Raw genomic sequence first — 17,198 nt, 5'->3', positions numbered from 1 at the left:
TCTGACTCGCCGTAGCGCATTCTCGCACAGGTTCTGAACGAGGGGCGCTACTTGGGGCGCCCCTTTTTCATTCGGGCTTCAGGAACAGCCGGTCGGTCGAGTACGAGATCCAGACGCGCTGGCCGGCCAGCCAGTCGGTGCCGAGCAGCATGTCGAACGGACCCGTGAGCGGCGCCACCGTCAGCACCGGCCGCAGCACGGTGCCGCCGGCGACGGTCAGCGAAGCGAAACGGTGCCAGTGGTAGGGCTGCTCGCGCAGGTCGACGCCGCTGGTGAGGCCGCCCGCATCCACCGCCAGTTGCGCGCTGGTGATGCCGAAGCCGAGCACGGTGCGCTCGGAGACGACGCGCGAGCGGGCGCCGGTATCGAGCAGGGCAGTGATGGCGTGCCCGTCGAGGCGCGCCGGCAGCGACAGCCGCACGCCCTGCCGCTCGAGCGGGACGCTCGTGGTGGCTCCGGACCAGGCCGGCGGCGGCGCACAGGCGAGTGACGGCAGCGCCACGCGATAGAGCGAGAGCATGGCGTGCGCGATGTCGATATCGAGGTCGAAGCGAGACAGCACGTCACCGCCGAGGAAGCCGATCACCGGCGGAAGCAGGCTGGGCGCGCCAGGCAGGTCGCCGACCGGCACCGTGACGTCGCCCAGATGCAGCGCGCCGAGCACGAGATCGGGCAGCCGCACCAGGCCGGCCGACAGGCTGCCGCCGGTGCCGTGCAGCCGGACCGGGGCACCGCGCGCCGCTGCCAGACCGAGCCATCGCACCGCCTGCGGCAGCACCAGCCCGGCATCGGAGCCGGTATCGAGCATCAGCCGCACCGGATGGCCGGCCACCAGGGCCTCGACGGACAGGAAGCCGGCATCGTCGCGGAGCGGCAGCCGGGCCACTTCCTGGCGGGTACAGCCGGTCGCCTCGGCCGTGCCGCCGATGCAGGCCGACAGGCCGAGGATGGCGATCGCCGACTTCAGGTAAATGCCGCAAACCGGTCGGTGGCCGCGACCAGCGCCGACAGGATGCCGGGCTCGGTCGTCGCATGCCCGGCATCGTCGATCAGGTGGAAGGCGGCGGCGGGCCAGGCCCGGTGTAGCTCCCAGGCGGTGCGGGCCGGGGTTGCGATGTCATAGCGGCCCTGGACAATCTCGCAGGGCAGATGCGCGATGCGCGCCACCTGGTCCAATAGCTGGCCTTCCTCGAACCAGCCGCCATGCACGAAGTAGTGGTTCTCGATGCGGGCAAAGGCGAGGGCATAGCGGTCCTCTGCATGCTGCCGGGCGATCTCCGGGCTCGGCAGCAGGGTCAGCGTGCGTCCCTCCCACAAGCTCCAGGCGCGGGCGGCCTCGAGCTGGACCTGCTCGTCCGCCGAGGTCAGGCGGCGCCGATAGGATGCCATCATATCGTGGCGCTCGGCCTCGGGGATCGGGGCCTGGAACTGCTCCCAGAGGTCGGGAAACAGCCAGGACGCACCCTCCTGGTAGTACCAGAGCAGCTCGGCCCGGCGCAGCGTGAAGATGCCGCGCAGGATCAGGCCGGTGGCGCGTTCCGGGTGCGCCTGGGCGTAGGCCAGCGCCAGCGTGCTGCCCCAGGAGCCGCCGAACACCAGCCAGCGCTGGATTTGCAGCATCTCGCGCAGGCGCTCGATGTCGGCGACCAGATGCCAGGTGGTGTTGTTCTCCAGCGCGGCGTGCGGCCGCGACCGGCCGCAGCCGCGCTGGTCGAACAGCAGGATGCGGTAGCGGCCCGGGTCGAACAGCCGGCGCTGCATCGGCGAGCAGCCGCCGCCGGGACCGCCATGCAGGAACACCACCGGGATGCCGTGGGGGTTGCCGCACAGCTCCCAGTAGATCTCGTGGCCGTCGCCGGTGGCGAGGTGGCCGTGCGCATAGGGTTCGATCGGCGGATAGAAGCCGCGCGGTTGGCCGTCAGCCTGCATCCCCAGGGTCCTCACGCGCGTTGACGGACTTGTTAGACCGAGGATGCGTGCTCTGCCAGACCTGCATCAGCCGGGTCTCGTCGGCGAGCGTGTAGAGCTGGGTGGTGGACAGGCTGGCATGGCCGAGCAGTTCCTGGATCGCGCGCAGGTCGGCGCCCTCGGACATCAGGTGAGTGGCGAACGAGTGCCGCAACGCATGCGGCGTCGCATGCTCCGGCAACCCGGCCAGACGCCGGTAGCGGCCCAGGCTGCGCTGCGCGACCGCCGCATCGAGCCGCCTGCCGCGCACGCCGCAGAACAGCGGCGCCTCGGGCGAGGCTGCCGGGTGCAGGGCGAGCAGCCGCCGCAGCGCCGCCAGCACCGCCGGCAGCAGCGGCACCAGGCGCTCCCGGCCGCCCTTGCCGCGGACGCGCAGCGGCATGCCCGGTGTTTGCGCCACCATGCCGCGATCGAGGCCGACTGCCTCGCCGATGCGCAGGCCGGCGCCGTACAGCAGGGTGAACAGGGCTTCGTCGCGTATTGCGGCAAACTGGCTCGCCGCCTGCCCGGCCACTCCGCCTGGCAGGTCGAGCGCCTGTCCGACGGTCAACGGCCGCGGCAGCCTGGGCTTCGGACGCGGCGAGGCCAGCAGCGCGGGTGCCGGGTTCTCGACGCCGTGCCGGCGCGCCAGGTAGCGGAAGAAGGCGCGCAGTGCCGAGGCCTCGCGCGCCCGGCTGCGGTTGTTGCCGTCGCGGGTCGAGCGCGGCCGGCGCCGCGCCGCCGCGGCGAGGCGGGTGGCTTCCGACGCCAGCCAGGCGCGCAGGTCGGCATGGCTGAGGCCGGCCAGGGACGCGAGGTCGGGCTCGGCGCCGAGATGCCGGGTCAGGAAGCCGAGGAAGCCGGAGAGGTCGTGCCGGTACGCCACCAGGGTGTTGGCGGCCGCCCGGCGCTCGCAGCACATCCAGTCCAGGAAGGCGTCCAGCGCCTGGTGTGCGTTCAAGAAACCGGGTCCGGCCACAGCGCCTCGATGCGCGCCGCCAGCACCCGGCCGAGGAAGCCGAGCGCCGCGTGCCCGGCGCCGTCGCGCTGGGCATCGTTGAGGATCGCATCGTCGCGCGCCGCGAGTGCGAGGAGCATCGGCGGCATGCCACCGGGGGCGACCCGCAGCAGGGCATCGTGCCGGGCGAGCAGGGCGGCCTCGCCGTGCAGGGCGAACGGATCGTCGGGGGCGGCGCGCAGCACCACGTCGCGGGTGCCGAGCAGCTCGGCGACGGCGCCAGGCGGCAGCGCGCGCGCCTGCAGCGAGGCCGGGGTGCCGCCTTCGCTGCACAGCAGGGCGGCATCGATGCCGAGCAGCGCCGGCAGGTCGGCCAGGATGCAGGCGGCGAGGTCGTCGGTGCGGCTCAAGGCGAGGATCGCCTCCTGCACCTGCCCGGCGAGCCCGGCGCCGGCCCGCAGCGCCCGCAGCATGCCGGCCGCCTGGGCGCCGGCGCTGGCGGCCTGCCGGCGGGCCTGGTCCAGCATCGCGGCCATGTGGTCGGCCAGGATCTCGCCATGCACCCGGCGCGGCGGCGCCATCGCGCGATACAGGTCGGACTGGCCGGCCAGCCAGTCGGGATTCTCGCGCAGGAAGCGGGCGACCGCGCGAGGATCGGGGCCGCCAGGATCAGGGCTATCCGGCTTCACGCGCGGTTCCGATTGCCCGCCGGCGGACCGGGCCGCACAATGCGCCGCCGCCCGGCGAGGGAGGGCCAGCCCGGGAACGAGTTCCTGATCACCACGACGCCGACCTTAACCGCACCCGTCTCGCACGAGAACAGAAAGCCTCGCGACGTCGCCCGGTTGCAGCAACCGGCGCGGGTGCCCGATCCTGCCCGGGTCCCCGATCCTGCCCGAGTCAAGGTGCTGCTGCCGTACCCGTTCGCCGGCGCCTTCGACTATCGCGCGCCTGCCGCCCTCGACCTGCAGCCCGGCGACATCGTGACGGTGCCGCTGAACCGGCGCGAGGCGGTCGGCGTGGTGTGGGACGAGGATCCCGCGCTGCCGCCGGAGTTCCGCACCCCGATGCCGCCGCCGGTGCCGGCCAACCGGCTGAAGCCGGTCAGCGCCGTGCTGGACGTGCCGCGCCTGCCCGCCGCCTCGCGCCGCTTCGTCGACTGGGTAGCGGGCTACACCCTGACGCCGCCGGGGCTGGTGATGGCGATGGCGCTGCGCCTCAACGCCTACGCTCCGGTGCGCGCCGTGACCGGCTGGCAGCCGGCCGACCCGCCGCCGCCCGGCGCGCGCATCACGCCGACGCGTGCGCGCGTGCTGGAAGCGCTGGCCGGCCGCGCGCCACGCGACACCAACGACCTCGCGCGCGCCGCCGGCGTCGGTGCCGGGATGGTGCGTGGCATGGCAGAGGCCGGGCTGCTGGTCGCGGTGGACATGCCGCGGGCGGCCACGTTCCAGCGCCCCGATCCGGCGCATCCGGGTGCGGCCGTGCTGTCCGCGGACCAGCAGGCGAACGCCGCGCTGCTGCGCCGGGCGGTGCATGAGCGGCGCTACTCGGTGACGCTGCTGGAGGGGGTCACCGGATCGGGCAAGACCGAGGTCTATCTCGAGGCGGTCGCAGCCTGTCTCGCGGAAGGCCGCCAGGCGCTGGTGCTGCTGCCCGAGATCGCGCTGTCGTCGCAATGGCTCGAGCGCTTCACCCGCCGCTTCGGCGCGGCCCCCGCGGTGTGGCACTCGGACCTCGGCTCGAAGGCGCGCCGCGCCGCATGGCGGGCGGTGGCAGGCGGCGAGGCGTGGGTGGTGGTGGGCGCGCGCTCGGCGCTGTTCCTGCCGTTCACCGACCTCGGCCTGATCGTGGTCGACGAGGAGCACGAGACCGCCTTCAAGCAGGAGGACGGCGTCACCTACAATGCGCGCGACATGGCGGTGGTGCGGGCCAGGCTGTCGCAGGCGGCGATCCTGCTGGTGTCGGCGACCCCGAGCCTGGAGACGCTGACCAATGCCGAGGCCGGGCGCTACCGGCGGGTGACGCTGGCGGTGCGCCACGGCGGCGCCAGCCTGCCGACGGTCGCACCCATCGACATGCGAGAGGCCCCTCCCGGGCGCGGACTGTTCCTCTCCCCGGTGCTCAGGACCGCGATCGAGGCGACCTTTGCGCGCGGCGAGCAGGCGATGCTGTTCCTGAACCGGCGCGGCTATGCCCCGCTGACCCTGTGCCGCGCCTGCGGCCACCGCGTGCAGTGCCCGAACTGCACCGCCTGGCTGGTCGAGCACCGCGCGCGACGCATCCTCACCTGCCACCATTGCGGCCATACCGAGCCGGTGCCGCAGCACTGCCCGGCCTGCGGGGCGGAGGGCAGCCTGACGCCGATCGGGCCGGGGGTGGAGCGCATCACCGAGGAGGCGACGGCGGCGTTCCCCGAGGCGCGCATCCTGGTGATGGCGAGCGACACGCTGCCCGGCCCGAGTGCTGCGGCCGAGGCGGTGCGGCGGATTGCGGCGCGCGAGGTCGATCTGATCATCGGCACCCAGATCGTCGCCAAGGGCTGGCATTTCCCGCACCTGACCCTGGTGGGCGTGGTCGATGCCGATCTCGGGCTGGCCGGCGGCGACCTGCGGGCGTCGGAGCGCACGGTGCAGCTGCTGCACCAGGTCGGCGGCCGGGCCGGCCGGGAGGAGGCGCCGGGGCAGGTGCTGCTGCAGACCTACACGCCGGAGCATCCGGTGATGCAGGCGCTGATCGTGGGCGACTTCGCCTCGTTCATGCGCCGCGAGGCCGAGGCCAGGCGCCCGGGGCACTGGCCGCCGTTCGGAAGGCTGGCCGCCCTGATCGTGAGTGCCGACAGCGCCGAGGCGGCCGACGCGGCGGCGCGCGCGCTGGGCCGCGCGGCGCCGGTGGGCGACGGGGTGACGGTGCTGGGACCGGCGCCTGCGCCGCTCGCCATCCTGCGCGGGAGGCACCGACGGCGGCTGCTGCTACGCACGCGCCGCGAGGTGGCGGTGCAGCCGATCCTGCGCGCGTGGCTGGCGCAGGTGCAGGCGGGGCGGGGGGTGCGGGTGGACGTGGATGTGGATCCGGTGTCATTTTTGTGAATCACGGCGCACCGGAAAATCGTTCCAAGCGGTCGGCGTGAGGTCGCAGACATACCCGCGAGCGCCGGCATTTGTGTTCGGCGGCGCGGCTGGGCAGATTGTCGTACAGGGGAGCCACGTGTGGACGGTAGGATTGAGAAGATATGACCAAGGACCGCAAGTTCGGCATCGTTCTCGACCTCCGCTGCTTGCAGGATCCGAGTTACGCAACCCGTGGAGTTGGCCGTCATGCGCTGGCCTTGATTCGCCATGCGCCACGCAGCGTGCGCCTGATCGGCCTCGTGGACGAGACGCTGCCAGCGCTGCTGCCTGAAGCGCTGGCAGCCGTTGAGCAAGTTCACGGAAACGCCTACGCCGCCGGCCGCGATGGCCCCACGCGAGCTTGCGTGATGTTATCGCCGATGACGCATGATCCAATTTTCGTTGCGCGTCTGCTGTCCGACCGGACCTTGCTGCGCGCAGCCGTCGTCTACGACTTCATTCCGTATCGCTGGCCTGACCGCTACTTACCCGGCCCGTCCGAGCGGCTTGCTTATGCGATGGCGTTACGGTGGCTCGCTCGCTGCGATCTATTTGCACCGATTTCGCAGAGTTCGACCGACGATCTCGTGACTCTGACAGGAGCTCCACCGGGTGCAATCGCCGTAACGGGAGCTCCGCTCGATCCGATATTCGAGCAGTCGCCGCACGCTCCCTCACGCCACATTCTGGTGGTCGGCGGCGGGGATTCGCGCAAGAATCCCGAGATGGTAGTACGCGCCCACGCTAATTCCCATCTTCTGCAGCGAGGTGACGGTGTTCCGCTTGTAATCGCCGGCAATTACGGGCCGGCGGATGCAGCAGCCTTCCGCGCCATCGCTTCGGCCTCTGGCGGCCGAGCAGACCTGGTCGAGGTGCCGGGTCATGTATCCGACGCGGTGCTGCTCGATCTGTATGGCTGGGCGTTCGCTATCGTCAGCTCCTCGCGGGACGAGGGGTTTTCCCTCCCGTTGATCGAGGGCATGGCCGCGGGCCTGCCCTGTCTCGCCTCAGACATCCCTGCTCACGCCGAGCTCGTGGTAGGCACGGACTGTCGGTTCTCCCTTGAAGACGATGCTATCCTGGGGTTGAAGCTGGAGCGGATAGTAACGGACGCCAGCTGGCGGACAATAGTGCTGGCGCGGCAGGCGAGCGTATGGCCGCGGTTTCGTGCAACTGATGTGGCAGGGCGTTTCTGGGACGCCATGCTTTCGCGGCTCGAGACCCGGGCGCCTCCACTCCAGGCACCGACCGTGCGACGCGGGCATCGGCCGCGAGTCGCACTAATGTCACCGGTGCCCCCCGACCGCTCGGGCGTTGCCGACTACACCGCTGCCACCTGTGCCGAGCTCGGCAGATTAGTCGATCTGCACGTCTTCACCGAGACGAAGCAGCCGGCAAAGCTGCACCATGTTGCCAGTGTCCGCCCGATCGACACATTGCCGCATGTGAGCGCCGACTTCGATCGGGTAATCAGCGTGATCGGCAACTCACAGTTCCATCTGCGCATCTTTGATCTGCTGCACCGCTACGGTGGCGCTTGCATCGCCCATGATGCTCGGCTTCTCGACTTCTACCGCGTGCTGATCGGGGTGCCGCGTGCGCTGAAGTTGGCCACGGAAGAACTTGGCCGGCCGGTAACCGAGGCAGAGCTGCAGTCCTGGGCCGAGGACGAGAGCAAGCTGAACGCCCTGTTCCTGGGCGAGATTGCCAAGACGGCCGCTCCCACAATAGTTCATTCGCCAGTGACCGCGCGCCTGTTCCGGAAGCGCTATGGGACCGATCCAGTCTATCTCCCGTTCAGTATTTACCGGCCGTGGACAACCGCCGAATTGGCCCCAGGGCGCCGTGAGGCGGCGCGGGAGCGACTCGGCATCCCGCCGGGCGAGGTGGTCGTCGCGACGTTTGGCGCGGTTCACAGCACCAAGGCGCCGGAGGAATGCGTCTGGGCGTTGGAGTTTCTGCGCGGCTGGGGCATACCGGGCAGCCTACACTTCGTTGGTAATCTGGCGATGCATCCGGACGCGAGCGGCCTGCGCGCACTAGTCGCAGCCCTCGGCCTTCCGGAAAAAGTGCGCTTCGTCGAGAACCACGTTTCCGAGCAAACCTATCGGGACTATCTAGTCGGCGCCGATCTTGGCGTGCAATTACGTACTTATGGTTTAGGCGCGTTGTCCGGGGGGCTGCTGGATTGCGCCGCGGTTGGGCTGCCGAGCGTAACCAACGTGTCCCTCGGGGAAGCGGTCGGGGTGCCGGCGGCCTACGTGCGCTGCATTCCCGACGCGATCAGCCCGCTACTGCTGGCCGAGGCGCTGGCCGACCTGCTGGACGCGGGTCTGGCGGCGGCTCGGCCTGAAGCGGCGCGCCGGGCCTTCAGCGAGCCGCGCAGCTTTGCCAACTACGCGACCGGGCTGTGCCACTCGCTGGGGTTGGAAACGGAATCGCTTGCGCCGTCGCTTTTGCACGTGACGTGATGACGGCCGCGACGATCCATCTTGACTTGTCGGAAATCGTTGCCACCCCGCTGCGTACCGGCATCCAGCGCGTCGAGCGCGAGGCCATCCGCCATTGGCCGGGGCCGGCTCGGCTGCAGCCGTGCTGCGTGGACGCGACGGGGCAACTGCTTCTGCTGCCCGACGCCGTTCTGGATATCCTTTGCGCAGTTGACGACGAGGGCACAGCCGAATCCCGGGAAGCCGAACGCCAGGCGCTGCAGGCGCTGGTGGCGACCGCCACGCCGGTCGCGACGCATGATCTCACTCGACTGCTAAACTTGGAACTGTTCTTCGGTGCGACGCGCGCCGAAGCCCATCTGCGTATCGCCAAGTCTGGCGTGCGCGTGTTGTGGTATCTCTACGATTTTCTTCCGTTCCTGCGACCGGAACTGTTCCCGCAAGGTGCCACGCGTGGTTGCAACTACTTTCTGCGCGGGCTGCGCAGCGCAGGGCGCGTAGCGTTTCTAAGCCAACAGACAAAGTACGACTATGCCGCAAGGATTGCGCGCTCCCAGGCCGCCAATGCCACGGGGCCAGTGATCGGCCCCGGCGCGGACGGGTTGGGGCTGGAACGGCAGGCGTTCTCGTCGAACCGGCGTGACTTTGTCTCGATCGGGACGGTCGAGCCGCGCAAGAATACAATCGGACTTTTGCGCGGATTCGAGGCGCTGTGGCAGCGCGGCCATAACGTCCGCTTGGTCATAGGTGGCCGACTGTCGCCCGACGCGGCGGAGGCGCTAGAGTTCTTCGAAAGGTATGCTGGCGACCCCCGCCTGGTGGTGCTGGAGCAGCCCTCCGACGAGCTGGTGCGTCGATTCCTACGTGAGGCCCGCGCAGTCGTGATGCCGAGCGAGGCGGAAGGCTTCGGCCTACCACCATACGAGGCGCTCCACGCGGGTATACCGGCGGTGGCTAGTATGCACTTGCCAAGTGCCGCGGCGATACCGCGTGGCACGCTGCTGCTAGCTCGAATGGATCCGATATCAATTGCGGCGGCCGTTGAATCGCTTCTTAATGATGAGACAGCGGCGAGTGTCTGGGACGATGCCGCAAGCGTACGTCTGCCTACCTGGGCCGATTTTGGCCGCGTCCTCGGCGATTGGGCGCAAGCCTGTTAGCGTAGCGTTGAGTGTCCACCGGAGGCGTTATGCTAACGTCAAAACTATGTCGTTACGCCGATTTCCACCAGGACTGGTACCTGCGCTGGGCGGAAACGCTGAATCTTGAGCAGAACATAGCAGCGAGCGAACCCGACAAGCGGAACATCCATCGCAAGGCGTGGGAGTGGTGCGCGATCGCAGAAGCTCTGCAGCAGCACGGCTTGCTGCAACCCGGGCGAACCGGCTTGGGGTTTGCGGTCGGGACCGAGCCGCTAGCCTCCGCGTTCGCGGCAAAGGGCCTGTCCGTGCTGGGGACCGATCTCGCGTCCGATCAGGCTGGCTGGACCAACACCAACGAACATGCCGTCTCACTTGAAGCGTTGTATCACGAGGACCTAGTAACCCGTGGCCGTTTTGAGGCAAATGTTCGATTTGAACCCGCTGACATGCGCGACCTCTCCACACTGTCCGGACGCAGCTTCGACTTCGTGTGGAGTTCGTGCTCATTTGAGCATTTAGGTAGCCTCGAAGCGGGCTTGCGCTTCGTCGTGGACGCAATGCATCTCGTTCGGCCCGGTGGCGTGGCGGTCCATACGACAGAGTACAACGTCTCGTCCAACGACGCGACGCTCGCGACCGGGGACAGTGTGATCTACCGTCGACGAGACATCGAGGACTTATCCTACGCGTTGCGTGGCGTGGCATGTGCTCTGGAACCGGTGGAGTACGATGCAGGCCTTGATCGGCAGGACCTCGAATTCGATTTTCAGCCCTACTTTCTGAACGGCCGCAAACACATCAAGATGCTGCTTGGGCCATACGTCTCGACCTCGCTCCTGCTGATTGTCCGAAAAGGCACGTCGCCGCCGGAGGGAATCGGCCGGGAGGTCTGGAGTCCCATCCGATAGCATCAGCAAGGCGGACGTTGCGGGCCAGCTTGCCGCCGATCGGGCGGACCGACAGACCAGACCCAACCACTTCTGGTAGCGAGCCAAGCTTGGAGAGCCTTCCAATCAAGCACCGACGTCAACGTGCTGACCTGCTCAAGTTTGCGGATGGGAACGAAGCGCTTTGTTACTTAGGAAGCGAGTCCCTCAGGAGCAATGGGTTCCATGCGACATCCAGTTCAGCCAATCTTTCCATGTTCCCCCTGAGCAACGCAAGCAGCGGCGTAAAGAAGTAACGGAGTATAGCATCAGCCAGCCTCAAACCATATTTGCATCGATCCTAACAACCTACGGTGTCATAAAGGTGTTGATCAATCTGCGTCATCACTCGAAGCTTGGCGAGCGCTGATGCCGAAAGAATGTTGGCTACGTCATCCTCTGTTGCGTTCTCGCGCGGTATCGCAGTAGGCGGCGCAAGTCCCAATATCTCCGCCACTTTTACAAAGAAGTCGCCAAGCATATCACAGCTACCAACTGCAGCCATGCTTCTGAGCGTTACGCTCGCGGCCGCCGCGAGAACTGACTTTCCGACGATCAGCGACGCCTGCTCCAGTCCCTCCGCTAACGCGTATCGCGACCGCTCTTCCTGGGAGAACAGCTCCGCCATTGCCTGTAGTCCGACTGGCATTCGTACAAGATACCTCGCCTGATAGTCTTCGATCATGACCCTGTTGGAATCGTCTTCTACAAACTCTGTAAATGTTTGGCGACTTACTCTCTCATGATGCGGATGCTGTTCGTGCCGACGCACCTGATGCCAGTGCGAACGTGTTCGAGACAATGGATCACGCAAAACAGTGACAGTGACTAGGTCGCGCTCCAGATATGGTGCGAGATAGCAATGGAAGTGGCCGGCAAACGCGTGATACTGATCAAGGTCGCGGCGGGATACAGCTACTAGATGATCCGCTATATCCAATGGACATAGGCTCGAACCAAAGTGGCTGGCCAGCCACACCTTGATCGACGTCCCGGCAGTCTTCGGGATATGCTGGAAATAGAAGATGCGCCCGGCTGCAGTCATAATTCAAACCTCGCCTACCGCACCCAAGGAGGAGCACGGGTAATCTCCTACTCCAACTTGGAGGCCTGAGCTCTATAAGCTGACAGTCTGACGACAGTTGCACAAGCTGTGCCCGCGGGACCAGCGAAAGCCGTGCCATGCTGGCCAACGTAATTTAGCACGAGGCCGTTAGTCATGATTGCGGCTCGAACGCCGTGCTAGCAATCCTAGTGAAAATGGCCGATTAGCGTCCGAGGGACCGGACAATTCGGGAACAGATCGACGGCTGCGTCCTGGTGACCGAGATCTAGGCACCCGGCGTAGCGACAGGCTGGGCTCGCTTACGGACAGCAGCCTTCTTCACCCAGCGAACCGGCGCGGACACACGCCAGGAAGTCGATGCTAGTAGAGCGGCTCGCTCGGCATCCAGCAACCTTGCTTTGGACCTGATCGCACTCAGCTCTGCCTTCAGTGATACAATCTGTTGTTCATCTTGAGTTCTACTTGACCGAAGTGCAGCCAGCTCTTCGCTAGCATAAGTGGCCTGATGCTTCAACTCAGCTATTTCTAGGGGAAAGTGAGCAGTAGCCGCCAGCTGCGCCCGAAGAGCCTCAGCGTCGCTCAACCGCGAAGCGAGGAGAAAATTATGACTCTGCAATGCTCCAACCTCCACCTCTCTAGCAGTCACTTTGCCCAGCAGTTCGGAGATCTGGCTCTCGAAATGTTCCGGTGTAGGCTTGAACCTGCGGGAAGCGTTGCTGAACACCAGGTCCGTGACGAAGCCGTCGTTTACAAGGTTACGGCGGAGGATGCCACGACACTCATCTGTGGTCTCAACCCGTGTCAGCAAAGGCTTATTTGAGACGTGATGGTTGAGGACATACACCTCAGAAAAGTTATCTCCTATCCATTGAACGAACTCTAGAGGATTGGTGTTTCCCCATAATAGAAGTGTCAGAGAATTCAGTTCGACGTGGACAATTGTCTCAAACCTCTTGATCAGATCGAGAGAGCTCCTCAATACGGGGAACTCGCCGCCCTCAACGTCCAGCTTGATGAAGTCAACTCGATTGAGGTTACTTCGAGAGACGAGTGTCTCCAGCGTCACGGCTTCCACGTTCGCGCCGTTCTTGCCCTGGTGCCCCCAGGCAGACACCTCTTCGAATGTCAACGTCCCATCATGTCCGGCAGCGGCAGCGTGATAGGAGATCGCGTTGTTGCAGCCGTTCCCCGCTATGTTGTGTGCCAAGCTTGCGGCCACCCTGCTACCAGCCTCTAACGAGACGACTTGGCCTTCTGGACAGTGCCTCGAGAGAAATAGTGTTTTGACGCCGATGTTCGCGCCGATGTCTAGACAGACATAGTCGGACTGGATGAACTGCCGGCAAAATGACTGAAACTCTGGTTCGTAGTCGTTCTGTAATCCCTGCCAGTAGGCGTCTGTCGCCGAGATCCCTTCAATTTGGAAGGTATGTCCGCTGAGAGTGACCTGTTTGCTCGCCGGAAGATGTTTGTCATCGGCCATAGCGCTCGCGCTCCAGTTTGTTCTTGAACGTCGGGTAGTCCTAGCCGATGTAGAGTGGTGGGGGAACTTCGCTGACAGCTCAGGGCTTGGTAATCCCAAGCCATTGATTAGGCTTCTAGTGCAGGAAAATTGTATTAAAGCACAAGCTTCGTAGGCTAGCCGCACCAGTCAACAGTTATAGCATTCTGTGCGTTGCGGTCTTTCATCTCGCCCTGGGAACGCGCCAATTTCGTAACTGGTGTTTTCGCTGTCGCAGCAAGTTTCTTGGGCCGTTCCGCGCGCGTGCAATCGCGGGTTCCGAACCAAGCGCGGCTTAGTTGGCTACCGACGGCGCGGACAGGCAGACGAGATCCTCCCACCCCTTGCCCGCGGCAAGTCGGGTTTGCAGAGTCGTCCAGTTGGGGACTGCGGTAAGCGTGCCGTCCGGCTCCAGCGTATGGATGGCGGCGAAGCGTGCTGCCAGTTCCTCATACAGAGCCTCCGGCGGCTGGCCGAAATACGCGGCCGCGCAGGAAGGATTGTATTCAACCAGCAGGATCGGACGGAATCGGCGAAGGGTCGCGTCAGCGCCCCGAATCACTCGCGCCTCGGCGCCCTCGACATCCAGTTTGATCAGGTCCAGGCGCGGCAGACCATGCGCTTCGGCCCAGGCGTCCAGAGGCAACGCGGCTACGCTGCCGCTGCGGATATGCAGGTCAATGCCACCGATCGCCGCGGCATCGACGACAGTGCGCAGATGGTGTTCGACCGTCTCGCTATCGAGATCTTCGGATACGAACGAGCAACCGGCGAGTTCGTCAGCACCTCCGAACACCAGCGTGGCCGGCCGGTCCCACAGCGCCAGATTGACCGGCGCGATTGGCGCGCGCGGGGCCGTGAGCGCGGCGACGTTACTCGACAGCAGCGCGAAGTTGCCGGCGTCCGCCTCGAAAGCCACGACCTGGCCGTCCTGCGCCAGTACAGCCAACGATAGCGTGTGCGCACCAAGGTTGGCGCCGATGTCCAGGCACACCCAGTCCGACTGCACAGTGCTCTCCAGGTAGCTCCGCACATGCGGCTCCCAGTCACCGCCGGATGCCGCGAGTACGGCCGCGACGGACAGGTCTCCGGGTCGGAAAGCGACATCCATCATACGGTTATGGGGCAGAAGCAGAGCTACTCGTGTCGGTTCTGGCAGGGCGGCTTCGTCGGGCGGCCCTAGGCGCCATGGCTCCGGCACCCTTTCCAGTGCCAGCGTCAGCAGCGTGCGCTCCATCTCGACGGCGAGCCGTCGCATCTCAGCAGCGGCGCCGTCGTCCCTGATCTGGATCACGCTTGGCTGAATGATCTCCGCTGCGATCACGGTCTGGCCATGCGTCGGTGCTCTAGCTAGCGCCTCGACACTATGGTCCAAGCGCCCGAGCAGTCCAACGAGGTCGCCCGTCATGAATGTCCGCAGGCGCCAAGCGGTCGGGCGGACAACAGGGCGCACCAGCTTGTAGGCGGCCTTGGCGGCGAGGCGGGGAAATCGCCGCCTGCGGCGGCGGAGCTGTGGCGCTCCCGCGGCCTCTGACGGTGGCGCGATGCGTTCGTCGGGAGTCTCCACCGCCTCGGGGGCGTTTGCCTCCAACGCCGGCCGCACCGCGTCCCGTTCCAGGGCCAGTCGGTCCGCCTCCGCCTGCTGGCTTTGCAGCGCGGCCAGGAGGGTGTCGCGTTCTACGGCCAGACGGGCAGCCTCGGCCTGCTGGCTTTGCAGCGCGGCCTGTAAGGCGCCGCGCTCTGCGGTCAGACGGGCAGCTGCGGCTCTTTCGAAATCGCACAACACCATCATTCGGGCCAGTTCAGCCTGCCGGTCGTCAAGCGTCGCGCGCAGTCTCTCCCGCTCGGCAGCTTGTGAGACAGTCAATCGTGCCAGTTCAGCCTGCCCGTCGTCGAACGCTGCCTGCAGTCTCCCCTGCTCGGCGATAAGGCGCTCTACCTCGATGTGTCGGTCATCCAGCGTTGCACGTAGCGTGTCCCGCTCGGCGGCAAGCCTCGCGGCCTCGGATTGCCGCGCAAGCAGCTCGCTTCGCGCGGCTTCATTTCCGTAGCGCTCGGCGCGGTCCAGAACGTTCACCGGCACCTCAAAATGTCGCAGCAGTGCTGGCGCTTCTTCTTCCGGGATGTAGAAGCAGTTGATACCGTCGAAGTAGGCGCGGATGTAGCCTTGCTGCAGTAGGACTGGTTCCCAATCTTGGTTGGCGAGCATGCTGCTCCAAGGCCGCGTCGCCTCCAGCACTAGCACGCGCGGACGCAGACGGCGCCAATCGGTTGAGTGCACAATTAGGCTTTCCGCACCCTCGGCGTCCACCTTGACGAAATCTACCGGGCGACCGTGGGAATGCGCGTCCACAATGGCTTGCAGCGTGTCGCACGGCACCATCCGCGCAGCAGAGTCGCCGCTCTCGTTCATGACGACCCGCGACGTGCCGCGATCAGCCTCATCCTCGCAGAAAGCAACCTCACCCGGACGGTCGATGATCGCCATGCACAAGTTCACATCACCCGGGCGCGCTGCCGCGAGTTCGACAAAGACTGAGCCGGGCTCGACATTGATCCCAGTCCAGCCCTTGTCATAGAACGCTTTGGTAACAGAGCCATCAACGGGGTCATAGGCGCCTACGTCAACATAGAAGCCGGTCTCTTGACCACCGAACACGCGGTGCAGCAGCACGTCCTCGAAGTTCTGGGCGTAGGAGACAAACGTCATGCAGATCGGTTCCGAGAGCAGCGTGCTTCAAGTGGGGGATGTTCTTCAGACGATCTCGATCTCGGGGAATGGAAAGATCATCCGCCCGCCGCGAGCCAGGAACTCGGCTTCGCGACGGACGATCCCGTCCCTGAAGTGCCACGGCAGAACCAGAAAGTAATCCGGCTGCATGGCGCGGGCTTCGGCCTCGGAGACGATCGGGATGTCGGAACCCGGGGTGAAAGCGCCGAACTTCTCCTCGTTGACCTCGGCGATGCACGAAACCAGGTCAGGGCCGATGCCGCAGAATTGCAGGATGACGTTGCCCTTCGTGGAGGCGCCGTAGCCCACAACCTTCTTGCCGTCTGCAGCAAGCGCTTCAAGCAGGCGCCGAAGGTCGGCCCGGTGGCGATAGACCCGGTCCTCGAAGTCCCGGTAGGGCTTCGGCGTCGCCAGACCCATGCGGTCTTCCTGGTCCGACAGCCAAGGCACCACGGTCTGCACCGGGCGGGAGGTGTCCGCCTCGCGCACTGCCGTTACCGCGAAGCTGCCGCCATTCACATTGTTCATCTTGACGTCGATCGCGCGCATGCCGGCGGCTGCCAGGATCTTCTGCACGACCCCGAGCGAGTAGTATTCGAGATGTTCGTGGCAGACAGTATCGTAGGAGGTCAGGCGAAGCATCGACGGCATGTAGCTCTGTTCGAAGTGCCAGACCCCGCCGGGAGCCAGGGCCGCCTCGATCTCGCGAGCAAAGGCGATCGGATCCTCCAGGTCGTAGAACATCGCAATCGACGTGATGATTTTCGCCGGAGCTGCGCGGCTGGCCCGGTACGCCGCCGCCGAGAAGAAGTCGGGCACCAGCGTGATGTCATCGGGATAATACTGACGGAACTTGCTGCCGGTCGGATCGATCCCGATCCGATGCAGGGAGGGCGTCTGGTACGCCTTCAGCGAGGTTGCGTCGTTGGAGCCGATATCCAGCACCGTGTCGCCCGGCGCAAGCTGGACCGTCCGCTCCAGCTCATGGATCTTCTGCGTCAGATGATCGACCATGCTGCGGTTGAGGCCGGAGCGGTAGCCGTAATTGTCGCCGTACATCTCGCCAAGGTCATACGAGTGCGACAGCTGCAGCAGTCCGGACTGGGGACACCAGACGAGGCGCAGCGGGCCTGTCGTGATCTCCGTCCCGGGCGACTTTGGAAACACGCCGGTCAAGGCCTGCTTGCCCAGGTCGAGGACACTCACCAGCGTCTCGCCGCCTCCAATCCGACAACGGTCGATCGCTTTGTATCGGGCCGGCTGAGTCACTCTCGTGATCCTTCGTTCAGCTAGTGCAGGAGTTCCTTAAGGCGATGCAAGCCAGCGGCCAAGGCCCTGCGACGCCAGACCGCGCCTAGGTGACGGTC

At 65.8% G+C, this 17,198-nt stretch carries 12 protein-coding genes; 4 read left to right on the top strand and 8 right to left on the bottom strand.

The annotated features are described in order from the left end of the window. Positions 1-67 precede the first annotated feature (67 nt). The 4 genes from ACQY4O_RS11075 to ACQY4O_RS11060 form a co-directional block, all read right to left on the bottom strand. Complete coding sequence (locus ACQY4O_RS11075) at positions 68-886, bottom strand: retroviral-like aspartic protease family protein (protein WP_428376434.1); 819 nt, start codon at positions 884-886, stop codon at positions 68-70. 77 nt (positions 887-963) lie between these two features. Next, positions 964-1,929 (bottom strand): prolyl aminopeptidase, encoded by a 966-nt coding sequence (gene pip, locus ACQY4O_RS11070; protein ID WP_428376433.1) that lies wholly within the window; start codon positions 1,927-1,929, stop codon positions 964-966. After that, entirely contained in the window at positions 1,919-2,908 is a 990-nt protein-coding gene (locus ACQY4O_RS11065; protein WP_428376432.1) for a tyrosine-type recombinase/integrase, read from the bottom strand. The genes pip and ACQY4O_RS11065 overlap by 11 nt, the downstream gene beginning before the upstream one ends. Next, the gene (locus ACQY4O_RS11060) at positions 2,905-3,594 is read right to left on the bottom strand and encodes a hypothetical protein (RefSeq protein ID WP_428376431.1); all 690 of its coding nucleotides are present in this window, start codon (positions 3,592-3,594) and stop codon (positions 2,905-2,907) included. Before ACQY4O_RS11060 ends, ACQY4O_RS11065 begins: the two co-directional genes overlap by 4 nt. 39 nt (positions 3,595-3,633) lie before the next feature. Here ACQY4O_RS11060 and ACQY4O_RS11055 point away from each other — a divergent pair, with 39 nt between their 5' ends. The 4 genes from ACQY4O_RS11055 to ACQY4O_RS11040 all read left to right on the top strand — a co-directional run bounded on the left by ACQY4O_RS11055 (position 3,634) and on the right by ACQY4O_RS11040 (position 10,515). Then, positions 3,634-5,994 carry a primosomal protein N' gene (locus ACQY4O_RS11055; RefSeq protein WP_428376430.1) on the top strand — a complete coding sequence of 787 codons (2,361 nt, stop codon included), beginning with the start codon at positions 3,634-3,636 and terminating at the stop codon, positions 5,992-5,994. 143 nt (positions 5,995-6,137) lie between these two features. Further along, positions 6,138-8,486, top strand: a complete 2,349-nt coding sequence (locus ACQY4O_RS11050; RefSeq protein WP_428376429.1) for a glycosyltransferase — start codon at positions 6,138-6,140, stop codon at positions 8,484-8,486. Continuing rightward, positions 8,486-9,625, top strand: a complete 1,140-nt coding sequence (locus ACQY4O_RS11045) for a glycosyltransferase (RefSeq protein ID WP_428376428.1) — start codon at positions 8,486-8,488, stop codon at positions 9,623-9,625. The genes ACQY4O_RS11050 and ACQY4O_RS11045 overlap by 1 nt, the downstream gene beginning before the upstream one ends. Positions 9,626-9,654: 29 nt before the next feature. After that, positions 9,655-10,515 (top strand): class I SAM-dependent methyltransferase, encoded by an 861-nt coding sequence (locus tag ACQY4O_RS11040; RefSeq protein WP_428376427.1) that lies wholly within the window; start codon positions 9,655-9,657, stop codon positions 10,513-10,515. A gap of 319 nt (positions 10,516-10,834) precedes the next feature. On the opposite strand, the gene ACQY4O_RS11035 is transcribed toward ACQY4O_RS11040, so the two are convergent. The 4 genes from ACQY4O_RS11035 to ACQY4O_RS11020 all read right to left on the bottom strand — a co-directional run bounded on the left by ACQY4O_RS11035 (position 10,835) and on the right by ACQY4O_RS11020 (position 17,100). After that, complete coding sequence (locus ACQY4O_RS11035) at positions 10,835-11,578, bottom strand: hypothetical protein (RefSeq protein ID WP_428376426.1); 744 nt, start codon at positions 11,576-11,578, stop codon at positions 10,835-10,837. Positions 11,579-11,864: 286 nt separating this feature from the next. Then, positions 11,865-13,082 (bottom strand): FkbM family methyltransferase, encoded by a 1,218-nt coding sequence (locus ACQY4O_RS11030; protein WP_428376425.1) that lies wholly within the window; start codon positions 13,080-13,082, stop codon positions 11,865-11,867. Positions 13,083-13,395: 313 nt separating this feature from the next. Beyond that, entirely contained in the window at positions 13,396-15,810 is a 2,415-nt protein-coding gene (locus ACQY4O_RS11025; protein WP_428376424.1) for an FkbM family methyltransferase, read from the bottom strand. 45 nt (positions 15,811-15,855) lie between these two features. Continuing rightward, a complete protein-coding gene (locus tag ACQY4O_RS11020; RefSeq protein WP_428376423.1) occupies positions 15,856-17,100 on the bottom strand; it encodes a methyltransferase domain-containing protein in 1,245 nt (414 codons plus the stop codon). Positions 17,101-17,198 lie beyond the last annotated feature (98 nt).

Origin of the sequence: Lichenicoccus sp. (assembly GCF_965277665.1) — a bacterium.
Lineage (GTDB): Bacteria > Pseudomonadota > Alphaproteobacteria > Acetobacterales > Acetobacteraceae > Lichenicoccus.
This window is presented reverse-complemented; position numbering and strand designations above follow the sequence as displayed.

What these genes read in the sequence shown, in the direction of transcription:
- pip (WP_428376433.1), bottom strand. Translation starts at nt 1,929, where the DNA reads ATGCAGGCTGACGGCCAACCGCGCGGCTTCTATCCGCCGATCGAACCC.
- ACQY4O_RS11050 (WP_428376429.1), top strand. Translation starts at nt 6,138, where the DNA reads ATGACCAAGGACCGCAAGTTCGGCATCGTTCTCGACCTCCGCTGCTTG.
- ACQY4O_RS11030 (WP_428376425.1), bottom strand. Translation starts at nt 13,082, where the DNA reads ATGGCCGATGACAAACATCTTCCGGCGAGCAAACAGGTCACTCTCAGC.
- ACQY4O_RS11055 (WP_428376430.1), top strand. Translation starts at nt 3,634, where the DNA reads ATGCGCCGCCGCCCGGCGAGGGAGGGCCAGCCCGGGAACGAGTTCCTG.
- ACQY4O_RS11045 (WP_428376428.1), top strand. Translation starts at nt 8,486, where the DNA reads ATGACGGCCGCGACGATCCATCTTGACTTGTCGGAAATCGTTGCCACC.
- ACQY4O_RS11025 (WP_428376424.1), bottom strand. Translation starts at nt 15,810, where the DNA reads ATGACGTTTGTCTCCTACGCCCAGAACTTCGAGGACGTGCTGCTGCAC.
- ACQY4O_RS11040 (WP_428376427.1), top strand. Translation starts at nt 9,655, where the DNA reads ATGCTAACGTCAAAACTATGTCGTTACGCCGATTTCCACCAGGACTGG.
- ACQY4O_RS11035 (WP_428376426.1), bottom strand. Translation starts at nt 11,578, where the DNA reads ATGACTGCAGCCGGGCGCATCTTCTATTTCCAGCATATCCCGAAGACT.